This window comes from Halopenitus sp. H-Gu1 (genome assembly GCF_041821145.1).
Lineage (GTDB): Archaea > Halobacteriota > Halobacteria > Halobacteriales > Haloferacaceae > Halopenitus.
Map to the genome: position 1 here is coordinate 25579 of NZ_JBGUBC010000014.1, position 18581 is coordinate 44159.

The 18581-nt window shown below is 63.4% G+C and carries 14 protein-coding genes; 4 read left to right on the forward strand and 10 right to left on the reverse strand.

What is annotated here, in order from left to right; genetic code table 11:
• Nucleotides 1–43: 43 nt before the first annotated feature.
• The 4 genes from ACERIT_RS11085 to ACERIT_RS11100 all read right to left on the reverse strand — a co-directional run bounded on the left by ACERIT_RS11085 (nucleotide 44) and on the right by ACERIT_RS11100 (nucleotide 4906).
• Nucleotides 44–1192 carry an ABC transporter ATP-binding protein gene (locus ACERIT_RS11085; protein WP_373674920.1) on the reverse strand — a complete coding sequence of 383 codons (1149 nt, stop codon included), beginning with the start codon at nucleotides 1190–1192 and terminating at the stop codon, nucleotides 44–46.
• A gap of 127 nt (nucleotides 1193–1319) precedes the next feature.
• Nucleotides 1320–2162 carry a carbohydrate ABC transporter permease gene (locus ACERIT_RS11090; RefSeq protein ID WP_373674921.1) on the reverse strand — a complete coding sequence of 281 codons (843 nt, stop codon included), beginning with the start codon at nucleotides 2160–2162 and terminating at the stop codon, nucleotides 1320–1322.
• An 11-nt stretch (nucleotides 2163–2173) separates the two neighbouring features.
• Nucleotides 2174–3121 carry a carbohydrate ABC transporter permease gene (locus ACERIT_RS11095; protein ID WP_373674922.1) on the reverse strand — a complete coding sequence of 316 codons (948 nt, stop codon included), beginning with the start codon at nucleotides 3119–3121 and terminating at the stop codon, nucleotides 2174–2176.
• Between the two features lie 171 nt (nucleotides 3122–3292).
• The gene (locus ACERIT_RS11100) at nucleotides 3293–4906 is read right to left on the reverse strand and encodes an ABC transporter substrate-binding protein (RefSeq protein ID WP_373674923.1); all 1614 of its coding nucleotides are present in this window, start codon (nucleotides 4904–4906) and stop codon (nucleotides 3293–3295) included.
• A gap of 143 nt (nucleotides 4907–5049) precedes the next feature.
• On the opposite strand from ACERIT_RS11100, the gene ACERIT_RS11105 reads away from it, so the two are divergent.
• Nucleotides 5050–6609 (forward strand): TCP-1/cpn60 chaperonin family protein, encoded by a 1560-nt coding sequence (locus tag ACERIT_RS11105; RefSeq protein WP_373674924.1) that lies wholly within the window; start codon nucleotides 5050–5052, stop codon nucleotides 6607–6609.
• Nucleotides 6610–6648: 39 nt separating this feature from the next.
• On the opposite strand, the gene ACERIT_RS11110 is transcribed toward ACERIT_RS11105, so the two are convergent.
• The 3 genes from ACERIT_RS11110 to ACERIT_RS11120 all read right to left on the reverse strand — a co-directional run bounded on the left by ACERIT_RS11110 (nucleotide 6649) and on the right by ACERIT_RS11120 (nucleotide 9064).
• On the reverse strand, nucleotides 6649–8304 hold the full coding sequence (locus tag ACERIT_RS11110; RefSeq protein WP_373674925.1) for a TCP-1/cpn60 chaperonin family protein: 1656 nt from the start codon (nucleotides 8302–8304) through the stop codon (nucleotides 6649–6651).
• Between the two features lie 51 nt (nucleotides 8305–8355).
• Nucleotides 8356–8601: a DUF5816 domain-containing protein gene (locus tag ACERIT_RS11115; RefSeq protein ID WP_373674926.1), complete on the reverse strand. Its 246-nt coding sequence runs from the start codon at nucleotides 8599–8601 to the stop codon at nucleotides 8356–8358.
• 91 nt (nucleotides 8602–8692) lie between these two features.
• On the reverse strand, nucleotides 8693–9064 hold the full coding sequence (locus tag ACERIT_RS11120; protein WP_373674927.1) for a HesB/IscA family protein: 372 nt from the start codon (nucleotides 9062–9064) through the stop codon (nucleotides 8693–8695).
• A gap of 141 nt (nucleotides 9065–9205) precedes the next feature.
• Here ACERIT_RS11120 and ACERIT_RS11125 point away from each other — a divergent pair, with 141 nt between their 5' ends.
• Entirely contained in the window at nucleotides 9206–9535 is a 330-nt protein-coding gene (locus ACERIT_RS11125; RefSeq protein ID WP_373674928.1) for a ferredoxin family protein, read from the forward strand.
• Nucleotides 9536–9560: 25 nt separating this feature from the next.
• On the opposite strand, the gene ACERIT_RS11130 is transcribed toward ACERIT_RS11125, so the two are convergent.
• Nucleotides 9561–10763: a cystathionine gamma-synthase gene (locus ACERIT_RS11130; protein WP_373674929.1), complete on the reverse strand. Its 1203-nt coding sequence runs from the start codon at nucleotides 10761–10763 to the stop codon at nucleotides 9561–9563.
• 47 nt (nucleotides 10764–10810) lie between these two features.
• Entirely contained in the window at nucleotides 10811–12955 is a 2145-nt protein-coding gene (rqcH, locus tag ACERIT_RS11135) for a ribosome rescue protein RqcH (protein ID WP_373674930.1), read from the reverse strand.
• Between the two features lie 496 nt (nucleotides 12956–13451).
• Here rqcH and ACERIT_RS11140 point away from each other — a divergent pair, with 496 nt between their 5' ends.
• Both ACERIT_RS11140 and ACERIT_RS11145 read left to right on the forward strand, forming a co-directional pair.
• The gene (locus tag ACERIT_RS11140; protein ID WP_373674931.1) at nucleotides 13452–15173 is read left to right on the forward strand and encodes a nitrite/sulfite reductase; all 1722 of its coding nucleotides are present in this window, start codon (nucleotides 13452–13454) and stop codon (nucleotides 15171–15173) included.
• Nucleotides 15174–15189: 16 nt separating this feature from the next.
• Entirely contained in the window at nucleotides 15190–16716 is a 1527-nt protein-coding gene (locus ACERIT_RS11145; RefSeq protein WP_373674960.1) for a Coenzyme F420 hydrogenase/dehydrogenase, beta subunit C-terminal domain, read from the forward strand.
• Nucleotides 16717–16862: 146 nt separating this feature from the next.
• On the opposite strand, the gene ACERIT_RS11150 is transcribed toward ACERIT_RS11145, so the two are convergent.
• Nucleotides 16863–18566, reverse strand: coding sequence for a tRNA uridine(34) 5-carboxymethylaminomethyl modification radical SAM/GNAT enzyme Elp3 (locus ACERIT_RS11150; RefSeq protein ID WP_373674932.1), 1704 nt, complete (start codon nucleotides 18564–18566; stop codon nucleotides 16863–16865).
• Nucleotides 18567–18581 lie beyond the last annotated feature (15 nt).

Sequence of the window (18581 nt, forward strand, 5' to 3'; positions counted from 1 at the left end):
TCGATCCGGCACCAAAAGCGTTGCGTCGGAGTCGTCTCGGACGCTACTGGCCGGCCGGCGCGGTCAGATCCACGTCGGAGTAGCCGTGGACGACAGACTCTCCAGAGCGGGCGTCGAACAGGTGGACGTCCTCCTCATTGAAGCTCATCGTGACGATCTCCCCTTCCGCCGGTTCGATCTCGGTAGGCGTTCGAGCTCGGAACTCCTGGTCGGCGAGATCGAGATAGATGAAGTTGTCCGATCCGACTACCTCGACGACGTCGACTTCGGCATCGATCCCCTTCTCTTCGGGGACGTCGGCGTTGACCGCGACGCTTTCGGGCCGGATCCCCAAGACGAGATCGGACGGGGCGTCCCCGACTCCCTTGAGGAACCGCTCGCTCAACTCGTAGTTGAATCCGTCGCCGACGAGCGTCCCCGTGCCGTCGTCGTTGCGTTCGAGGGTGACGTCCCGGAAGTTCATGCTCGGACTGCCGATGAAGTTCGCGACGAACCGGTTGGCCGGCTCGTGATACACCTCCTTCGGCGTTCCGACCTGCTGGAGGGTCCCCGACTCCAGGATAACGATCCGGTCCGCCATCGTCATCGCCTCCTCCTGGTCGTGGGTCACGTACACCGTCGTGATGCCGACCTCCGAGTGGATCCGGGACAGTTCGGTCCGCATGTGCTTTCGCAGCTTCGCATCGAGGTTCGAAAGCGGCTCGTCGAACAGGAACACGGAGGGCTCACGGACGATCGCGCGCCCCGTGGCGACCCGCTGTTGCTGACCCCCGGATAGCGAGCCGGGCTTCTTCTCCAGGAGATCCTCGATCCCCATCATCTCGGCCGCGTTCTCGACGCGGCGGTCGATCTCCTCTTGGTCGAGGTCCGTACTCAACTGGAGGCCGTAGGCCATGTTGCCCCGGACCGTCTTGTGGGGATACAGCGCGTAGGACTGAAACACCATCGCGATGTCTCGGTCCTTCGGGGCCTTCTCGTTTATCCGCTCGTTCCCGATCCGGATCTCTCCGTCCGTGATCGACTCGAGTCCGGAGATCATCCGTAGCGTCGTCGATTTGCCACAGCCGGAGGGACCGACGACGACGATGAACTCGCCGTCCTTAATGTCGAGGTCGAGTTCCTCGACCGCGACGATCGTTTCGGCCTGCGTATCGTACACCTTCGTTACGTTGTCGAGTTCCAGTCGTGCCATGGTTATGCCTGATGTTCGGTCGTGTGTTCGGTCGTTCGTCGTGCGTTCGGTCGTTCGTCGTGTTTCATCGTACGTGTATCATTGATCCGGAATCGGTTCGACCAGGCTGATAGCATACTGATCGCCATTATCCGCCCGGTGACCCTCCTAGCCCGGCGCCGATGTACCGGCGCGACAGGCCGTAGAATATCACCGGCGGGGCGACGAGCAGGACGAGCGACGCCATCAGCACGTTCCACTCACGGAGCACGTCGCTTCCGATGATGTAGTAGATGGCGACCGTCGCGGTTCGGACGTTCTCGTCGCTCGTCAACACGAACACCCACAGGAAGTTGTTCCAGGCGGTGAGGAACGCGAACAGCGCGGCGGCCGCGACCGCGGGCAGGCTCAACGGCAGGACGATCCGCAGGAATGCCGTGAACTCGTTGTGCCCGTCTATCAACGCCGCCTCCTCGATGTTCTCCGGGATCCCCTGTCTAAAGAACCCCTGGAGCAGCCAGATGTTCTGTGGCAACACGAAGATCGACAGTGCGATGATGATCCCCGGGAGGGTGTTCACGATCCCGACGAAGTAGAACACCTCGTAGACCGGGATCGTCAAGACGATCCAGGGGAACATGATCGTGAACACGGCGGTGTAAAACAGCGCCTGTCGACCCGGGAAGTCGAGACGCGCGAAGGCGTATGCTCCCGGAATCGCGAAGAACAGCGAGATGACCGTCGCCGCGATGGAGACGATGATGCTGTTCCCGAAGTAGGTTGCAAAGGCGAACCGGTCCCAGATCTGCATATACGATTCGATGGTGAGCAGTTCGAACGCCGGGATGAACCCCGTATCGGGGCTGATCGCGGCGATGTTGGTCAGAATCGAGGTCCGGATCACCCAGTAGTAGGGGACGATCGCCCAAATCATGAAGGCGATCAGCCCAGCGTACAAGAGCGCGCGTGAACGTTTGTTGTCGTTTAACATTAGTAGTCACCTCAGACGTAGAGGTCCTCCTCCTGATCGATCGCCTTCACGTACACCACCGCGGCCGACATCGACAACAGCACCATCGCAAGCCCGACCGTGTACGCCCGCGCGAAGTTGTTGTTGACGAAGGCGACTCGATAAGTGAGGATACTGAGAAGCATCGTTCGCGTCCCGGGACCGCCGCCGGTCAGCGCGAAGGGCTGGTCGAACTCCGCGATGTTCCAGGCGGTCCGAAGTGCCAGGATGACGATCGTAGGGATCGTCAACCGAGGAACCACCACGTCGCGGAATCGCCTGAGCCGTCCCGCACCGGCCTGTGCGGCCGCCTCGTACTGTTCCGTGGGAATGCTGGAGAGTGCGGCCGCGTAGATGATCGCGGAGTAGGCGTAGTCGTGCCACGTCTGGGCGACGATCAGCGAGACGAACGGCCAAAGCCCCGTCGCAAGGAACGACGGCCCATCGACCCCGACGACGCCGAGCAGTTTGTGGATGAACCCGAAGTTGGTGTCGAGGAACCACATCCAGATGATACCGCCCGCAAGCGGTGCGGAGAAGTACGGCGACATGATCAATGCGCCGACCCAGTCTTTCGCCGCATCCCGAAGCTCGTTCAACAGGAGTGCGGCGACCAGTCCCATCCCGAGCTGGAGGAACGTAGTTCCGGCGACGAAGACGATCGTCCAGCCGAACGCGAAGACGAACAGGTCGTTCGTCACGAGCCACTGGTAGTTCGCCAATCCGATGAACTGCCCCGGCTCCCCGATCCGGGTGTCCGTGAACGTCATCGTGATGCCACGAACGATCGGATAGTAAAACAGGCCAGTGAATGCGATGAACGTCGGCAGGATGAAGAAATATCCTGCCCAGTTTTCTTTGAGACGATCCGTGAGTGTCCGTTCGTTGAGCCCGTACTCCTCACGGATCGCCTCATCGGAGCGGGCTTCCTGTTGTGCCATAGTACAACGTGGTGGAATAATTCCGGTAAAATAAATGTTTGTACATAGCTACCACGAGACGCGATTTCGCCACGCGGTGCTAGTGAGGCAGGGTCGGTCGAATTCTCGACCCTCGTCAATAGACGCTACTTCTGTACCGCCCATCGAACGGGCGGACGGGAAACGGGACCTCTAGGAGGGAACCTCGCCTTCGTTCTCTTCCTCGAGGCGGGCGAGGACCCGTTCGCGAACGAGTCCGGGCGTTTCCTCCGCGGTGTGTTGCCCGGCGATCGCTTCGCTGATCGTCTCGTTGATGTCGGTCCAGCGAATCGGGTCGCTGGGCCAGACGTCCCACGGGCCACCAGTGTTGGAGTACTGAGCGCCGTACTCGTTCATGTTGGTGATCGCCTGCTCGAAGTTTTGTGCCAGGTCGTAGTTCTCGAGTATGGGTTCCTGCATGGTGGCCATGCCAGGGATGGACTCGTAGTTTTCACCCCACGCGGGGAGCACGAAGTCCTCATCCTCCATGACGTACTGTGCGAGCGCCCAGGCGCCGTCCTGTTGTTCGCTTGGCACATCGCTGAACATGCAGTGTGCCTGCTCGAGCCCCCAGACGTGACCGCCGTGTTCGCCCGAGTGACCGCTGAGGTCGTCGATGCCGATCGCGTCGCCGAAGTCCTCGTCGAGTTTCGGGTTCGGCAGCAGCATGAAGTCGCCATCCCCGTCGTGCCAGCCGATCTGGGCGCTCTCGTCGACGGAGTACCACCGGTTCGCCGTCGGCGTCGCGTAGGTGAACGAGGCGACCTGGCCGCTGATCATCAGCGCCGGGATCGCCTCGTCGCCGCGCTGTGCGGACTCGTCGCTACTGAATTCGTCGGCGAGGTTGACGCAGGCCTTGATCATCCCGTCGGTCTTCTGACGGTCCTCCTCCATGTCCTCGTTGTTGATGACCACATCGGGATCGTCCCCCGGACCGCGGATCCACGGGTCGGTGCCGCCCTCGTAGGCGGTCCGCGCGTAGCCCCAGTAGGACTCGAGGTCGCCCGGAACTCCAGTCTCCTCGTAGGGGATGATATCCTGTTCCTCGTTGATCTGCTGGAGCGTCTCGTAGAACTGGCTCCACGTCTCGAGGTCCGCGAAGGGATCGTCGACGCCGGCCTGCGAGAACGTCTTCGGACGAATGCCGAGGTTGCTGTTGGTGTGACGGATCGCGCCCACGGACCAGAAGTAGTCGCGGAAGTTCGCGACCTGCTTGCTGGCAGCCGTGAGGTCGTCGGGGAACGAATCGCTCTCCTCCATGAAGGAGGCGTGATCGACGAGTCGTCCTTCCTTGAGGTACTGAATCCCGAGCCCACCGGCCTCCGCGAAGGCCGGCACGTTACCGGCGGAGACCGACGAGGTGAGCGTGTTCGCGATGTCACCGTAGGAGGCCGTCTGGAGGTCGACTTCGTAGCCCTCGTTCTTCGAGGCGAAATCCTCCATCGAGCTCTGGAAGTGTTCCTGGATGTCGGCGTTCTCGGCGCCGTTAGCGGAGAGGAAGGTGAACGTGACGGTGTCGGTGCCGCCACCGTTGCCGTTGCCGTCGCCGTTACCGTTTCCGTTTCCGTTACCGTTTCCGTTTCCGTTACCGTTTCCGTTTCCGTTTCCGTCGCCGTTACCGTTTCCAGTACATCCTGCAAGCGCCCCCATCGCGCCGGCGCTTGCGACGCCGGCGGTGAACTTCACGAAGTCCCGGCGTGAGGACCCCTCATCCTCTGCATGCATTTCATCCGTCGTCGTTCCGTCTCTACTGTCACGTTGTGACATACGAGAAGGTCTTACACCGTGGGTGGTAAATAATTATCCATATTTGTTCATGGATTATCCGGAGAGAGATCACCACGTCCTACACAACACATCACCACGTCCCACACAACACATATTTATTCGGGCGAGAGCCACGATTGTGTGTGACTACCGATGACCTCGTCGCCGGCGTTCAAACGGTGTGTGACGTCGTTCAGGGATCGCTTGGTCCGTTCGGGGCCACTCGGCTATTGATCCAAAAAGAGGGAAACGTCACCGCGACCGCTTCCTCGCGCGAACTACTCGAGCGCCTCGACGTCGACGATCCCGCAGTAACGCTCCTGGAGACGACCGCCGAGGGATTCGGTGATCGCCACGGCGACGGGAGCGGAACCGTCCTCACGCTCGTTGGCGCACTCTTGAACGAGGCCCAGACGCTCACAGACCTCGGGCTTCATCCGACGACGATCGAACGAGGATATCGCGAGGGGCTGGAAACGGCCCTCCAGACGCTCGATCGAACGTCGCGTCCGCTCTCCTCGGTCGGACCGGCGGCGGTCGCACGGACCGCGATGACCGGAACGCGAGACCCCCAGGTTCGACGGTTGGTGGCTGACCGGATCGCGGAGGCCGTCGAGACGATCGGACCGCGAGCGCACACCGACCTCACCGTCTTCTCACAAACCGGTGGAGCATCCGCCGAGACTGAGCTCGTCCGCGGCGTCGTTTCCGAACGTGGACCCATTCTCGATACGATGCCACGGTCGGCAACGGACGGGATCGCGGTGTTGTCCGACTCGGTCGATGTTCCTCACATCGGCAGCGTGGCCGGCCGGGTCAGCAAGCGGGTCGTCCTCGAGACGGACTCCTACGAGGACCGCCGTCGGATCGCGGACCGGGAAACGGAGGCGTTCACTGAACAGTTGGAGGCCGCAATCGATGCCGGCTGTCGGGTCATCTTCACCGAAGATTCGATCAACGAACGCGTACAGTCCGCGCTCGCGGCACACGGCGTTCTCGGGATCCAGCGGGTCGACGAGGACGATCTCGCACGGATCGCACGCGCGACCGGCGCGACGAGCGTCCCCTCGCTCAAACAGATCGAGGAGGAGGCACTCGGCTCCGGAACCGTCGAGGTTCAGCGGAAGGCGGGCCGCGACGTGACCGTCGTCTCCTCGACGGCCGGAGAGGCGGTCTACACCCTGTTTTGTCGCGCACCCGATCCCCGAAGCGTCACCGCGTTCGAGGACTCCCTCGAGGCGGCGATCGCCGCCACCGCGACGGCAGTCGAGGACGAACGCGTCGTTCCCGGGGGCGGCGCCGTCGAGGCCACCGCGGCCCGGTCGGTCGAGGAGGCCGCTCGATCGATCGACGACCGACACCAACTCGCGGCCGAAGCGTTCGGCCGCGCACTCATCTCCGTTCCCCGAGCGCTCGCGGCGACCGCCGGAGTCGATGCTGGACGAGCCGTGATCCGAATGCGCGTCGCTCGGACGGAGGGACGTGACGCGGTCGGGGTCGACGCGCTCGCCGGCGAGGTCACGAACGTGCTCGTCGAGGATCCGATCGTCGAGCCGACCGCACTCAAAAAGGCAGTGTTCTCCGCGGCCACCGACGCGGCCGTCCAGCTGATCCGCATCGACGAGCAGCTTCCCGCGATCGATCTCTCCGAGGAGGAGATCGACCCGCCCGAGGATATCGACATGCCGACACCGGAGAACTGACGCGCGACCCGACCGAAGCGACGCCTCGATCGTCGGCGATTACTTGTTTTCCGGACGCGGCGTGTACCCCTGCAGTCGAACGTTCGGATACAACACCGCATCGACGGTCAGGAGTCGTTCGACGGCCGCAGCGGCCGTCTCGATCGCCTGTGAGAACACCCGCCGTGGCTCAAGCACGCCCGCCACGACGGCGTCCATCGGCATTCCAGTGGCGGGATCGACGCCCGCTTCGGAGCGGCCCTCGCCCGTGTGGGCGTTCCGAAGCGACGTCACCGCAGTAATGGGGTCGTGACCGGCGTTTCTCGCCAGCGTTCGCGGCAGGCGTTCGAGCGCGTCGGCGAAGGCCACGAGCGCGAGCCGTTCGTGTCCCTCGACTGACCGCGCGCTCTCGCGGACCGCCGTGGCGACCGCCATGGCCGAAGCGCCAGCCCCGGGAAGGACCTGTCCGTCGATCGCGGCGGTTCCGGCGGTCTCGATGGCGTCCTCAAGTGCCTGCTCCCGTCGCGTCGTCTCGGCCGCGGTCTCGCCGCCGGTCGTCAGGGTACGGACGGGCCCCGGACAGTCCTCGAAGGCGGTCCAGACAGATTCGCCCACGTGGCGTTGGGTGACGCGACCGGCACGCCCGAGTCGGTCGTCGCTCAGATCGGCGACGTTCGAGACGACGGCCCCGCCGGTCGCACGGGCGAGACGGTGGACGTCCTCCTTCGGATATTTCGCCTTGTCCACGACGACGATGCCTGCCTGCTCGAGAGGTCGAGCCACCGACTCGTCGAGTGCATCCTGACAGACCATCACGTCGACGCCCCGAGCGCGAAGGCCCTCCGCGATCGACTCGATATGGGCCGCGAGTTCCGACGTGTACCGATTCGTGCCCTCGGCCGAGGACAACTGTACGTCGTCGATCACGCTCGCGGTCTCCTCGAGGTTGATCTCCGAATCGAGGATGGCGACGCGCGCGTCCTCGATCGGTTCCTCGAGTTCCCGTCCGGTCGGATCGGCGTCCTCCGGACGGGCGAGGACGAGCCCGTCGTGAATGGCCGGATCGACGCCCCGGCTTGCAAGCACCTTCGCGTCGTCGGTATTGATCCATCCGTCATCACGCACCGCGGCGAGTTCCCCGATCGCCGTCGCAACGTGGTCAGCGAGCCGCTCGCGCACCGCCGGATCGAGTTCCGTCGTCATGGTCGTCGCGGCGACGTTCGCGATTGCCGCATGATCCTCCGGTTCGATCGGTCGAGCGAGGTCATCGAGGACTTCGCCTGCCTGTGACCGCGCGATCGCGTATCCGACGACGACGCTGCTCGGCGCGACGCCGCGTTCGACGAGTTCGAATCCCTCGTCTAAGAGCGCGCCGGCCAACAGCACGGCGGTCGTCGTTCCGTCATGAAGTCCGCCGTACATATCGGCGACCGAATCGACGAACAGCGCGGCGATCGGATGGGTGAATCCCTCGCCCCGTTCGATGGCCTCGAGGAGACGACCTGCATCGTCGAGTCGAATCTCCTCGGGCCGGTTCTGGAGGTCCTCGGTGACCACGAGCTTCTCCATCCCGCGCGGCCCGAACGTCGATTCGACGAGCCCGACGGTGGCGTCAACGGCTCGATGGACGTAGCGGCGTGCGTCCTCGTCCTGAAGCGTCCACTCGTTGCGGTCGCCCTCCGACAGGCGTGCGTCATCGGTGTGCTCGACAGCCATGGACGTTCCTCACGTGGCACCGCGTTTAAACCTTTATCGACCCGTATCGGATCAGGCGTGAGCCGCGTCCCACTCGTCCGGCTTTCGGACGTTTCCACACACGGTACACTGGATGCGCCCCATCGTGTCCATCGCGGTGTTGAGACTACCGCAGTTACCACATCGATAGCCCCACCGCTCCGGACCCTGCTCGCTCACGTAGACCACGAAGAACGGTCCCTTGCTGCCCCCCTCGCGCTCAGTCCGATCGACGTAGACCCGCTCGCCGTCCGGCGACGTTACGACCTCACGTTCCATGTCCGAGACTAGCCCGGAACGGTATATAAACGATGGCGTCTGCCGTTGATGGCCTCATGTCCGGTCGGTTCTTCCCACCCGGGAATCGGCCTCACGTCCGGAAGGATTCACCACACCCACACTCGGAGACCACGTTCGGGTTCTCGACGTGGAAACCGGCCGCCTGCAGGCCGTCCTCGTAATCGATCGTGCTGCCGCCGACGTAGCTCTCGCTTGCCGGATCGACGAACACGCGCAGTCCGTGTCGTTCGACGACGACGTCGTCCTCCTCGGGTTCGGTATCGAAGCGCATCCCGTAGGACAGTCCGGCACACCCCCCCTGCTGGACGAATAGCCGAAGTCCGCCGACGTCGATGTCCATCCCCTCCGATCGCATCAATGAGAGTGCCTCCTCGGCGGCACTCGGGGTCACCTCGATCGTGGAACCGGGGTCGCTGTCGGAGTCCGCCGTGTTCGTGCTCATGCGAACGTATTCGCGTTCAATGATAAAAACCCTGGCGCCGACGCTCCGGACACGTTCCCGGTCGTTCGGAGGCACGCCCCACGCTCGAACCGGCACCATCTCCCAGCAGTTTATATGCCGAGGAGCACTCGATCAAGGCAAATGGGCATCGATCCGAACTTCGAGACCAACAAGGAGGACGTGGGCGAGGAACACGGCGTCACGGTGTGGGGACCGACCGACCCCCCCGAGGAACTCGGCGTTCGCGGCACCCACGTCGCGGTCGATTTCGACATCTGTCTGGCCGACGGTGCCTGTCTGGAGGACTGTCCGGTTGACGTCTTCGAGTGGGTGGACACGCCCGGCCATCCCGAAAGCGAGCGAAAGGCGAACCCGACCGACGAGGACCAGTGTATCGACTGCATGCTCTGTGTGGACGTCTGTCCGGTCGATGCGATCGACGTCGACCCGGGGCGCGAGAACCGCACCTAGCCCCATCTCGACGATGGGTGAGGAGCTAGCGTGCAGCGTCGAACGCCTGCTGGAGGTCGGCTTTCATGTCCTCGACGTGTTCGATACCCACCGAGACTCGGATGAGGCCGTCGGAGAGGCCGGCGGCGATCCGTTCCTCGCGGGGGATCGCTGCGTGGGTCATCGCCGCCGGCTGTTCGATCAGGCTCTCGACGCCGCCAAGTGATTCCGCGAGCGTGAACACCTCCGTCTCGGAGACGACCGTCGATCCCTGCTCGAGGGTACCGTCGAGTTCGAACGAGAGCATACCGCCAAAGTCGTCCATCTGCTCGCTTGCGAGGTCGTGTTGGGGATGGCTCTCCAGACCGGGGTAGTAGACCCGATCGACCGCCTCGTGCTCGTCGAGCCAGCGTGCCAACTCGCGAGCGTTCTCACAATGGCGATCCATCCGAACCGGCAGAGTCTTCGTCCCCCGAAGGACGAGAAAGCTATCGAAGGGGCCGGGCGTCGCGCCGACCGAGTTCTGGTAGAACCCGAGCTTCTCGTCGAGTCCCTTCCCGTCGGTGATGAGCGCGCCGCCGATCGTATCGGAATGGCCGCCGAGATACTTCGTCAACGACTGACAGACGATGTCGGCACCGAGTTCAAGCGGGCGCTGGAGATACGGCGTCGCAAAGGTGTTGTCGACCACACACAGGGCGTCCCCCTCGTGAGCGATGGCCGACAGCGCCGCGATGTCGTTGACGTTCATGAGGGGGTTCGTCGGCGTCTCGACCCACACGAGTTCGGTCTCGGGACGCATCGCGTCGGCGACGGCCTCGTGGTCGGTCGTATCCACGAAGCTGGTCTCGACGTCGTACTGCTCGTAGACCTGCGTGAGGATGCGGTGGGTACCGCCGTAAACGTCGTCGCCGGCCACGACGTGATCGCCGGATTCGAGCAGGTTGAGAACCGTGTTGATCGCGGCCATTCCCGAGGCGAAACACCGGGCATGGGTCCCCGACTCGAGGTCAGCGAGGTTCGCCTCCAGATCGGTCCGGGTCGGATTTGCCGTTCGGGAGTACTCATAGCCGCGATGCTCGCCCGGCACGTCCTGTTCGTAGGTGGAGTTGGCGTGGATCGGCGTCATCAACGCGCCGGTTTCCGGATCCGGCTCCTGACCCGCATGGATCGCCCGGGTCTCGAACCGGAACGGGCTGTCGGCCTCGTGCCCATCGCGTTCGGCGTCTCGATCGGTCTCGTCGCTCATACGGACCCATGGCCGGGCGGGAGTGTGACTCTTGTCCTTCCGGATCCTCACTCGATGATATCGGATCCGCCCGGCGGGAGGAACTCCTGAATGAGGTCCGCGCTCGCGACCTTGCGGACGAACGACTGATCCGTGAACCGTTCTTTGAGCTCACGATAGACCATCATCGCGGCGTCGTTTTGGGCGTACATTCCCGGCTCCAGTTTGATGCTCGTCGCCACTCGATCGCGGATGGCGGAGGGAGGCCCGCCGATAACGCGCGTGACCGGCTCACACTGAACGCCGACGGCGACCTGACAGGGAACGTCCTCGAAGTAGGTCCGATCGCCGCGGATCACGAATCCGCCTTTTTCGATGTATTCGCCGCTTTCAGGCGTCTTCGAGACCTGATCCGGGTCGACCATATAGGCGTCGCCCGCACCGCGACCCTCCTTCCAGGTCGAGGAGTACGACACCGCGAACTGTGCGGCCTCCTCGAGACTCGAGTCCGGGAACTCGATCGCCTCGGATGGCTCGGAGGGACCGGATGCCTTCAACAGCGTGACCGGCCCGCCGTGGGCCTGCGTGTGGAAGAACCGGTCGTGACGGTCCATGTACTTTTTGACGATCTCCTCGTTTTGATCCGCGTTTCGCCCACCAATGACGAGGTAGTCGTTGGAGGTACGGAACCAGCGAAAGCGCTCGTACCATTCGTCGGTCGTTCGGAGGGGGATCGACGTCCGGGAGAGCCAGTCGATCGCACGCTCCTCGTCGGCACCCTCCTCGCCGCCCTCCTCGGTGCCTCCGGTCTCGGGCGCACCGTCGGCGGCCTCCCAGTCGGCCTTGCGCTCGCGGACCGCCTCGAGTTCCTCGCGGGTGGATTCGATCGCCTTCTTGGCGCCCTCCTTTTTCCCTTCGATGCGTTTCGCTTCCTGGTAGAGTTGGTCGGCGTTCACCTCGATGCTCGTCGTCGCATCGAGTTCGATGGGGGTATCGTCGATCCGAATCGTGACGGTTCCCTCGCTGCCGTCGAGGTCCTCGACCGCCTCCGCCGCCGAAATTCCCCTCTCGGCGCCCTCCGCAAGCGTCTCCGCGATCGCTTCCCAGCCGAGACCGTTCTCACGAGCCGACTGCACCGTTGAAAGCACCTCATCGACCAGATCGTAGTTGGCATACAGGAGTTCGGCACGTTCACGGGTGGCTTCGGCCTGCTCCTCGAACTCCTCGATCGCGTTCTCCTGCTGTTCGATGATGCGTTCCTGTTTTGCGATCTCCGTCCCGAAATCGGGCTTCGAGGGCTCGACGGCGCCGGTTCCCGATCCGGACTCGCCGGCTCCCTCCTCGTCGCCTCGCTCAAATCGCCGGAAGTACTCATCGAGGGCCGCGTTAAACGAGTCGAACCCCTCACTCGACAGGTCCTCGTGCTCCGTAAGCGGGAACGGCGTCACGTCGACGACGTGGCCGTCCTCCTCGTAAACGCGCGGATCGACCCGTCCGGATCGAAGCCGCTCGTCGATCCGGGCGATCGCGTCGTGGAGGTCGCGGTATTCGTCCTCGCCGGCCTCCTCGATCGGCATGGTCTTCTCGACGCCCGCGCGAGAGCAGACCTCCTCGGCGTAGAGCCCGCCGAGGTTCAACTGCGTCGCCAAGGTGCGAACGACGTCGGTATCTGACTCGTTCATGTGGCGGGTGAACGCATCGAAGGAGACTTCGAGAGGGTTGAGACGCGATGCCGGGTATTCGTACTGTGCCCCCGGCGCGACCGTTCGCGATTTTAGCCGGACCGTCGAGAGCGCTTGAACCACCTCGCCGGTCTCGTCGAGTACCGCGATGTTCCCCTGTCCGAACAGCTCGGCGACGATCCGGGTGTCCTCGTCGCCCCGCTCGAACTCAAAAGTGAGGATCCGGTCGAACTCGTACTGCTCAACCCCGACGAAGTCGGCTCCAGACAGCCGGTTTCGGAGCATCTTCGCGAAGTTCGGCGGGCGACCAGGCGCGTCCGGGACGTTCTCGGGGTCGGCGACGTGGGCGCGTTTGCACTCGTCGGCCTCGATCAGTAGTTCGACTCGTCCGCGATCGAAGTCACGAAGCTTGAGCCGCAGTAGGCTCTCGGGATAGAGGTACGCCTTGTCGACCTTTGCACCCGTATACCGCCCGAGTTCGGTGACGAGCGCACGAAGGTCGATGCTCGAAAGTTCCCGTTTCGGTTCCATGGGTATCCAACACGCGGCGGCCGAAAAGGCGTGTCGTTCCGGGCCCCGATCCGGATCGACTCGATCTGTCCGGCTCCTGATCCCTTCGATCGGTTCGGTTCCCAATTCTCGGCGAGTGAATCACGAACACGTGAACGTTCCGGACCGAATCCTTCTGGAGGGGGCTTCAGCTCCGATTCGGCGTCATTCAGATAGACGAGTTCACCAGCCCGATCGAGCCACTCGATGCCCCACGTGACGGTCGGCGGGACGAGCGTCGTCGTGAAGATGGCTGTGAAGACGAAAAGCTAATCGATCACCGACCACCGCCGCCGACGTATCGACCCGGGCGAATCCACGTCATACGTTCCGGCAAGATACGTTGACACATCGGAACGGAGGCAGAGTTGACCGTCACAGGTAAAGACACCCCCTCAGAGAAACTCGACAGTATTGATCATGAGTAATAGCGCCGACATCCGTACTGACGGAGCGAACGAGGGATCGAGGTGCCCCGATGAATACCGTTGAACGGTGGAAACAGGAGAAACATCCGCTTGCGGTTATCGAAGACGTAAAACGCTACGCCGAGGAGGGGTTGAGCTTCGAGGAGATCGAGACGGAGGCCGGAGACGGCGAGTGGGAACGACTCAAGTGGGCCGGCATGTACGCCCACGGAAACCACGACGACTACTTCATGATGCGAACGAAGGTCCCCGGCGGCCACCTGACGCCCGAGCAGGCCGAGGTGATCGGCGAGGTCGCCGCGGAGTTCGCGACCGCTCCCGAGGAGTTCGGGGGTGCCGAACAGAATGACATCTGGGGCGACGGCTTCCTCGACATTACCACCCGGCAGGACATCCAGACCCACTGGATCGAGATCGAGGACGTCCCCGAGATCTGGGCCCGATACGACGAGGTCGGCCTGACGACCATCCAGGGCTGTGGGGATTCGGCTCGAAACGTGCTCGGCTGTCCCGCTGCCGGCCTGACGGACCACGAGGCGTTCGACGCCCAGCCAGTCATCGAGGCGGTCTCCGAGTTCTTCACTGAGAACCGCGAATACGCGAATCTGCCCCGGAAATTCAAGATGACGATCACCGGCTGTCGCCACGATTGCGGCCAGTCCCAGATCAACGACGTCGGCCTCGTTCCGGCACACAAGGCGGTCGACGGGAGGGAGTACTACGGCTTTCACGCCCGAGTCGGCGGCGGTCTCTCGGATGGTCCCCGGATGGCCTCGCCACTGGACGTCTTCGTGCCCCCGGAGGATACCGTCGAGTTCGCCCGCGCCGTCGCCCAGACGTTCAAGGAACTCGGCGACCGCACCAACCGCGGCGTCTGTCGGATGCGGTATCTCGTCGAACAGATGGGTCCCGAAGCGTTCGAGGAGGCAGTCCGGGATCGCTGTTCGATCGACCTCCCGGGGCGCGGAACCGACCTCACCGAGGGATACACTGGTGACCACGTCGGCGTTCACGACCAGAAACACGACGGGCTGAAATACGTCGGGTTCAACGTCATCGCGGGACGGATGGGCGGCGAGGAGTTCGCGGCGGCCGCTCGTGCCGCCGAGCAATACGGCACCGACGATGCCTCGGTGCGATTAGCGACGGACCAAAACGTCCTCGTCACTCACGTCCCGACGGAAAACGTCGGCAACGTTCTGGATGAACCCGTCGCTCGGAAGTACCGTCCCGACCCCGGCCCCTTCTCGCGAGGCGCAGTTGGGTGTACCGGCTCGGAGTTCTGCAACTACGGCATCATCGAGACGAAAAACCGCGTCCGTCGGTGGGCAAAGGCACTCGACCGTCGCATCGACACGCCCGAGGACCTCGAAGTCGTCCGGATGCATATGTCCGGCTGTTCGGCCTCCTGTGCCCAACCGCAGATAGCCGACATCGGCTTTCGCGGCGAAACCGTCGCGATCGATGATCCCGAGGGAACGACGAACGAGGAGGGCGACAACATCGTCGAAGGGATGGATTTCGGCCTCGGTGGCTCGCTGGGAGTGGACAACGAGTTCATCGATTGGGTCGAACACGCCGTCCCGGCCGACGCCGTCATCCCCGCCCTCGAGAAGCTGTTCGACGCCTACACGAGCGAACGAGCTGACGATGAACGGTTCTACGAGTGGTGTCGCCGTGTCGACAACGACCGGCTCCGCGAGGTCATGCGGCGGGCCGACGCCGACGTTGCCGGCGGTGTGCCCCACGGGGAGGTGACGAGCGGTGACTGACCGCGAACCGACCGAGATGCCACCGGGGGAGCAACCGGATGCCGACGATCGATCCGACGCTCCCGACTCTCCGCTACCCGGCATCCCCAGGGTCAACGGAAGCACCGAGAACGGGTGTGGCGATGAGTGTGGTTGCGTTGGGGTCGAGACGGGAACGATCGCCGACAGCGGCGGGGCGGGAACGGTTACCGACGGCGGCACGACCCCGGCCAACGTCGATGGTGAGGGTCACCTCGTCGACACCGAGTTCACCGCACCTGCGAAAGGGGTGAGCCAGAACGTCGACGACGGAGCGCCGGACGAGCGCGTCGGTGTTCCCGACGGTGTCGACCTCGAGACCCCCGGAGACGGCATCCGTTCTCGGATGAACGATATCGAGGAACCCGACGACAAGACGTGGTTCATGGAACTGGACGGGGCGGTCATCGACGATGGGCGCTGTATCCAGTGTGGGACGTGTGTGGCCGCCTGTCCGTCGGACTCCATCGGCATCGACGAGGAGGGGCTACCCGAACTCGTAAAGATGTGTACCGGCTGTTCGCTCTGTTGGGACTTTTGTCCCCGCGGCGGTCTCCGGTACGAGCGCCAATGGAAGATCACTGGCGGCGACGACAACGTAAAGGGAGCCGGCGACCCGATAACGGAGTTCTCCGCGAAGGTAACCGAGGAGTGGCACGAATCCGCACAGGACGGCGGTGTCGTGACTGCGTTGCTGTCGAAACTCCTTGAGGCGGGCGAAATCGACGGCGCGCTCGTCGCCACCGAAAGCGACGAGGAGCCCTGGAAGGCCGAATCCTTCCTCGCGACCAGCCACGAGGAACTCGTCGCGAACGCCGGGTCGTGGTACAATCAGACGATGGCACTCGGAAATCTCGACCTCGAGCAGTGGTCAGGGAAACTCGACGTGCCGATCGAGGAGGCGTCGATCGCGCTCGTCGGCACTCCCTGTGAGATCGAGGGCATCCGCGCGTTGCAGGACTTCGAATGGGAGTACGGCAGCCAGGAACGGGGCGTTCGGTCGATAGAATACACCATCGCGCTGATGTGTACGAAGAACTTCAACTATTACCGTCTTCTCGGCGAGCAACTCGAGGAGAAACGCGGCATCGATCCCGCCGACATCGGAAAGATGGATGTCCTCCACGGGAAGCTAATGGTCTATGACGATGACGGCGAACTGCTCGTCGAAGAGGACGTCGAACGTTTTCACGACGCTGCGTTGAAAGGCTGTGATGAGTGTGCCGACTTCACGGGATTCTGTGCGGACGTCACGGTCGGGTCGGTCGGCTCGAGCGAGGAATTCTCGAGCGTCATCGTCCGCACTGAACAGGGGCTTCAAGCGTGGGACCTCCTCAAAGACGACCTCGAATATCACGACCTTGAGGACCGAAGCGCAGTCGGGAAGCTACAGGGATGGGATAAAAAGAACGCGTTCGAATCGCTCCAACGTCCCTTCGACCCCGACGCGCCACGGTTCATCGACTACGTCGACCACGCCGCCAACTACGATACGGAACCGAATCCCCACGAGGTCGACCACTGAGCGTGCATCGACGAGAGAATCGATTTCCTCCGGTCGGCTTCCGGAGCGAGAGGAAACGGCGACGTCGATCGACGACACCGCCAGGCGGGAGAGCCGTCCGGTGCTCCGCGTGGACGGGACTGAAACCGAAAGACGCTCCCGGAAGTTCACAGTCGCTTCGAGACGTACGGTCCGTCCTGGTGGTAGCCGAGTTTCTGGCGGTAATACTGTCGGGCGCCGATCCCGGAGATGACCGCCAGCTTCCGGAAGCCGGCATCGCGGGCGCGCTCCTCGGCGTGTTCGAGAAGTCGCGTTCCGTATCCCCGATGTTGCCAGTCGCCGTCGGAGTCCCCGATCGTCGCCTCGTTGCCGTAGACGTGGAGTTCACGGACGATCGCCGCGTCCTCCAACTCGCGGCGAACGACGTCGGAGTCCGTCCCGGGCGTTCCCGGCTGGCCCGCCGCGTAGGAGGGGAATCGGAGCCGACAGAAACCGACGAGCAGATCGCGAATCGGATCCTCGTAGGCGATGAACTGTTCGGTCCCGCCGGCGACCTCGTACTCGGTGACCTGCAACTCGATCGCGTCGGGATCGGGGTCGGCGTCGTTCATTCCGACCTCCCGCGATCGGATATCCCGGATCTCGATGCCCCGATCGGCGGCGCGCTCCTCGGCCAACTGGCGCAGATTCGACTTCCAGACGCCGGCGTCGATGAAGTCGGCAGGGATGTCACGCTGTACGCGCTGGAGACGCGTGTATTCGGGAATCTCGCCCATGATCTCCGCGATCAGGTCCGCGGCCTCCTCGTTTTCGAGCGGATCGTACTCGTCGTCGTACCACTGATCGTAGACGCGCGTCCCGCGGACGACGAGCGTCGGGTAGATCTTCAGGTAGTCGGGCCGCCAGTCCGGGTTCCCGAAGAGCTGTCGAAAGTCCTCGAGACACATCTCGTGGGTCATGCCTGGCTGACCGGGCATCATGTGGAACCCGACCTTGAAGCCGGCATCGCGTAACCGTCGATTGGCGTCCTTCGAAGCCTGATTGCCGTGTCCTCGATGCATCTCGCGGTTGATACGCTCGTAGGTCGTCTGGACGCCGACCTCGACTTTCGTGCCGCCCAACTCGAGCATTCGGTCTATCTGTTCGGGATCACACCAGTCCGGCTTCGTCTCGAAGGTGGTCCCGATGTTGCGGATCTCGTTCGTTTCGTTTTCGGCGATCACGTCCTCGAGATACCGGAACTCGTACTCGTCCGGATCCTGTGCGAACGACTCGCCCTCAGCAGGATTCGGTTTCGACTCGAGATCGTAGTCGTTCATCGCCTCCAGCGCGCGTTTGACGAACCACTCCTGATAGTCGTGTGAGCGGGCCGTCATCGTGCCGCCCATCAGGATTAATTCGACCTTGTCGACCGGGTGGCCGATCTGGCGAAGCTGTTCGAGTCGGAGGGTGACCTGTCCGTACGGGTCATAGTCGTTCTGTTTGCCCCGTGCCGCGGCCGGCTCGTGGCCGGTGTAGGACTGCGCGGAGGAGAACTCCGAGGCGGGTCCGCCGGGACAGTAGAGACATTTCCCGTGAGGACACAGCTTCGGAGAGGTCATGATCGCGACCGGCGAGACGCCGGAGGCGGTCCGAACCGGCTTGCGGCGAACGACCTCCATGACCTCCTCGCGTCGGTCCTCGGGCGCGTATTCGAGGATGTCCGTGTTCTTCGGGACCTTCGGCGAGGAGACCGATCCGCAGACGTCGAGTTTCGCGGACTCGAGATTCTCTCGGTCGATCTCGCCGTCGACGATCCGATCTACGAGCTCCCGGCAGGCGGCGGTGAACGCCTCCGAGTCCGCCTCCTCGCCGGGTGCATCGGTGCTCATCGTCCGTCGATCGTC

Excerpts from the sequence above, each read along its gene's own strand:
- ACERIT_RS11085 (WP_373674920.1), bottom strand. The coding sequence starts at position 1,192 with ATGGCACGACTGGAACTCGACAACGTAACGAAGGTGTACGATACGCAG.
- ACERIT_RS11090 (WP_373674921.1), bottom strand. The coding sequence starts at position 2,162 with ATGTTAAACGACAACAAACGTTCACGCGCGCTCTTGTACGCTGGGCTG.
- ACERIT_RS11095 (WP_373674922.1), bottom strand. The coding sequence starts at position 3,121 with ATGGCACAACAGGAAGCCCGCTCCGATGAGGCGATCCGTGAGGAGTAC.
- ACERIT_RS11100 (WP_373674923.1), bottom strand. The coding sequence starts at position 4,906 with ATGTCACAACGTGACAGTAGAGACGGAACGACGACGGATGAAATGCAT.
- ACERIT_RS11110 (WP_373674925.1), bottom strand. The coding sequence starts at position 8,304 with ATGGCTGTCGAGCACACCGATGACGCACGCCTGTCGGAGGGCGACCGC.
- ACERIT_RS11115 (WP_373674926.1), bottom strand. The coding sequence starts at position 8,601 with ATGGAACGTGAGGTCGTAACGTCGCCGGACGGCGAGCGGGTCTACGTC.
- ACERIT_RS11120 (WP_373674927.1), bottom strand. The coding sequence starts at position 9,064 with ATGAGCACGAACACGGCGGACTCCGACAGCGACCCCGGTTCCACGATC.
- ACERIT_RS11125 (WP_373674928.1), top strand. The coding sequence starts at position 9,206 with ATGGGCATCGATCCGAACTTCGAGACCAACAAGGAGGACGTGGGCGAG.
- ACERIT_RS11130 (WP_373674929.1), bottom strand. The coding sequence starts at position 10,763 with ATGAGCGACGAGACCGATCGAGACGCCGAACGCGATGGGCACGAGGCC.
- rqcH (WP_373674930.1), bottom strand. The coding sequence starts at position 12,955 with ATGGAACCGAAACGGGAACTTTCGAGCATCGACCTTCGTGCGCTCGTC.
- ACERIT_RS11140 (WP_373674931.1), top strand. The coding sequence starts at position 13,452 with ATGAATACCGTTGAACGGTGGAAACAGGAGAAACATCCGCTTGCGGTT.
- ACERIT_RS11145 (WP_373674960.1), top strand. The coding sequence starts at position 15,190 with ATGCCACCGGGGGAGCAACCGGATGCCGACGATCGATCCGACGCTCCC.
- ACERIT_RS11150 (WP_373674932.1), bottom strand. The coding sequence starts at position 18,566 with ATGAGCACCGATGCACCCGGCGAGGAGGCGGACTCGGAGGCGTTCACC.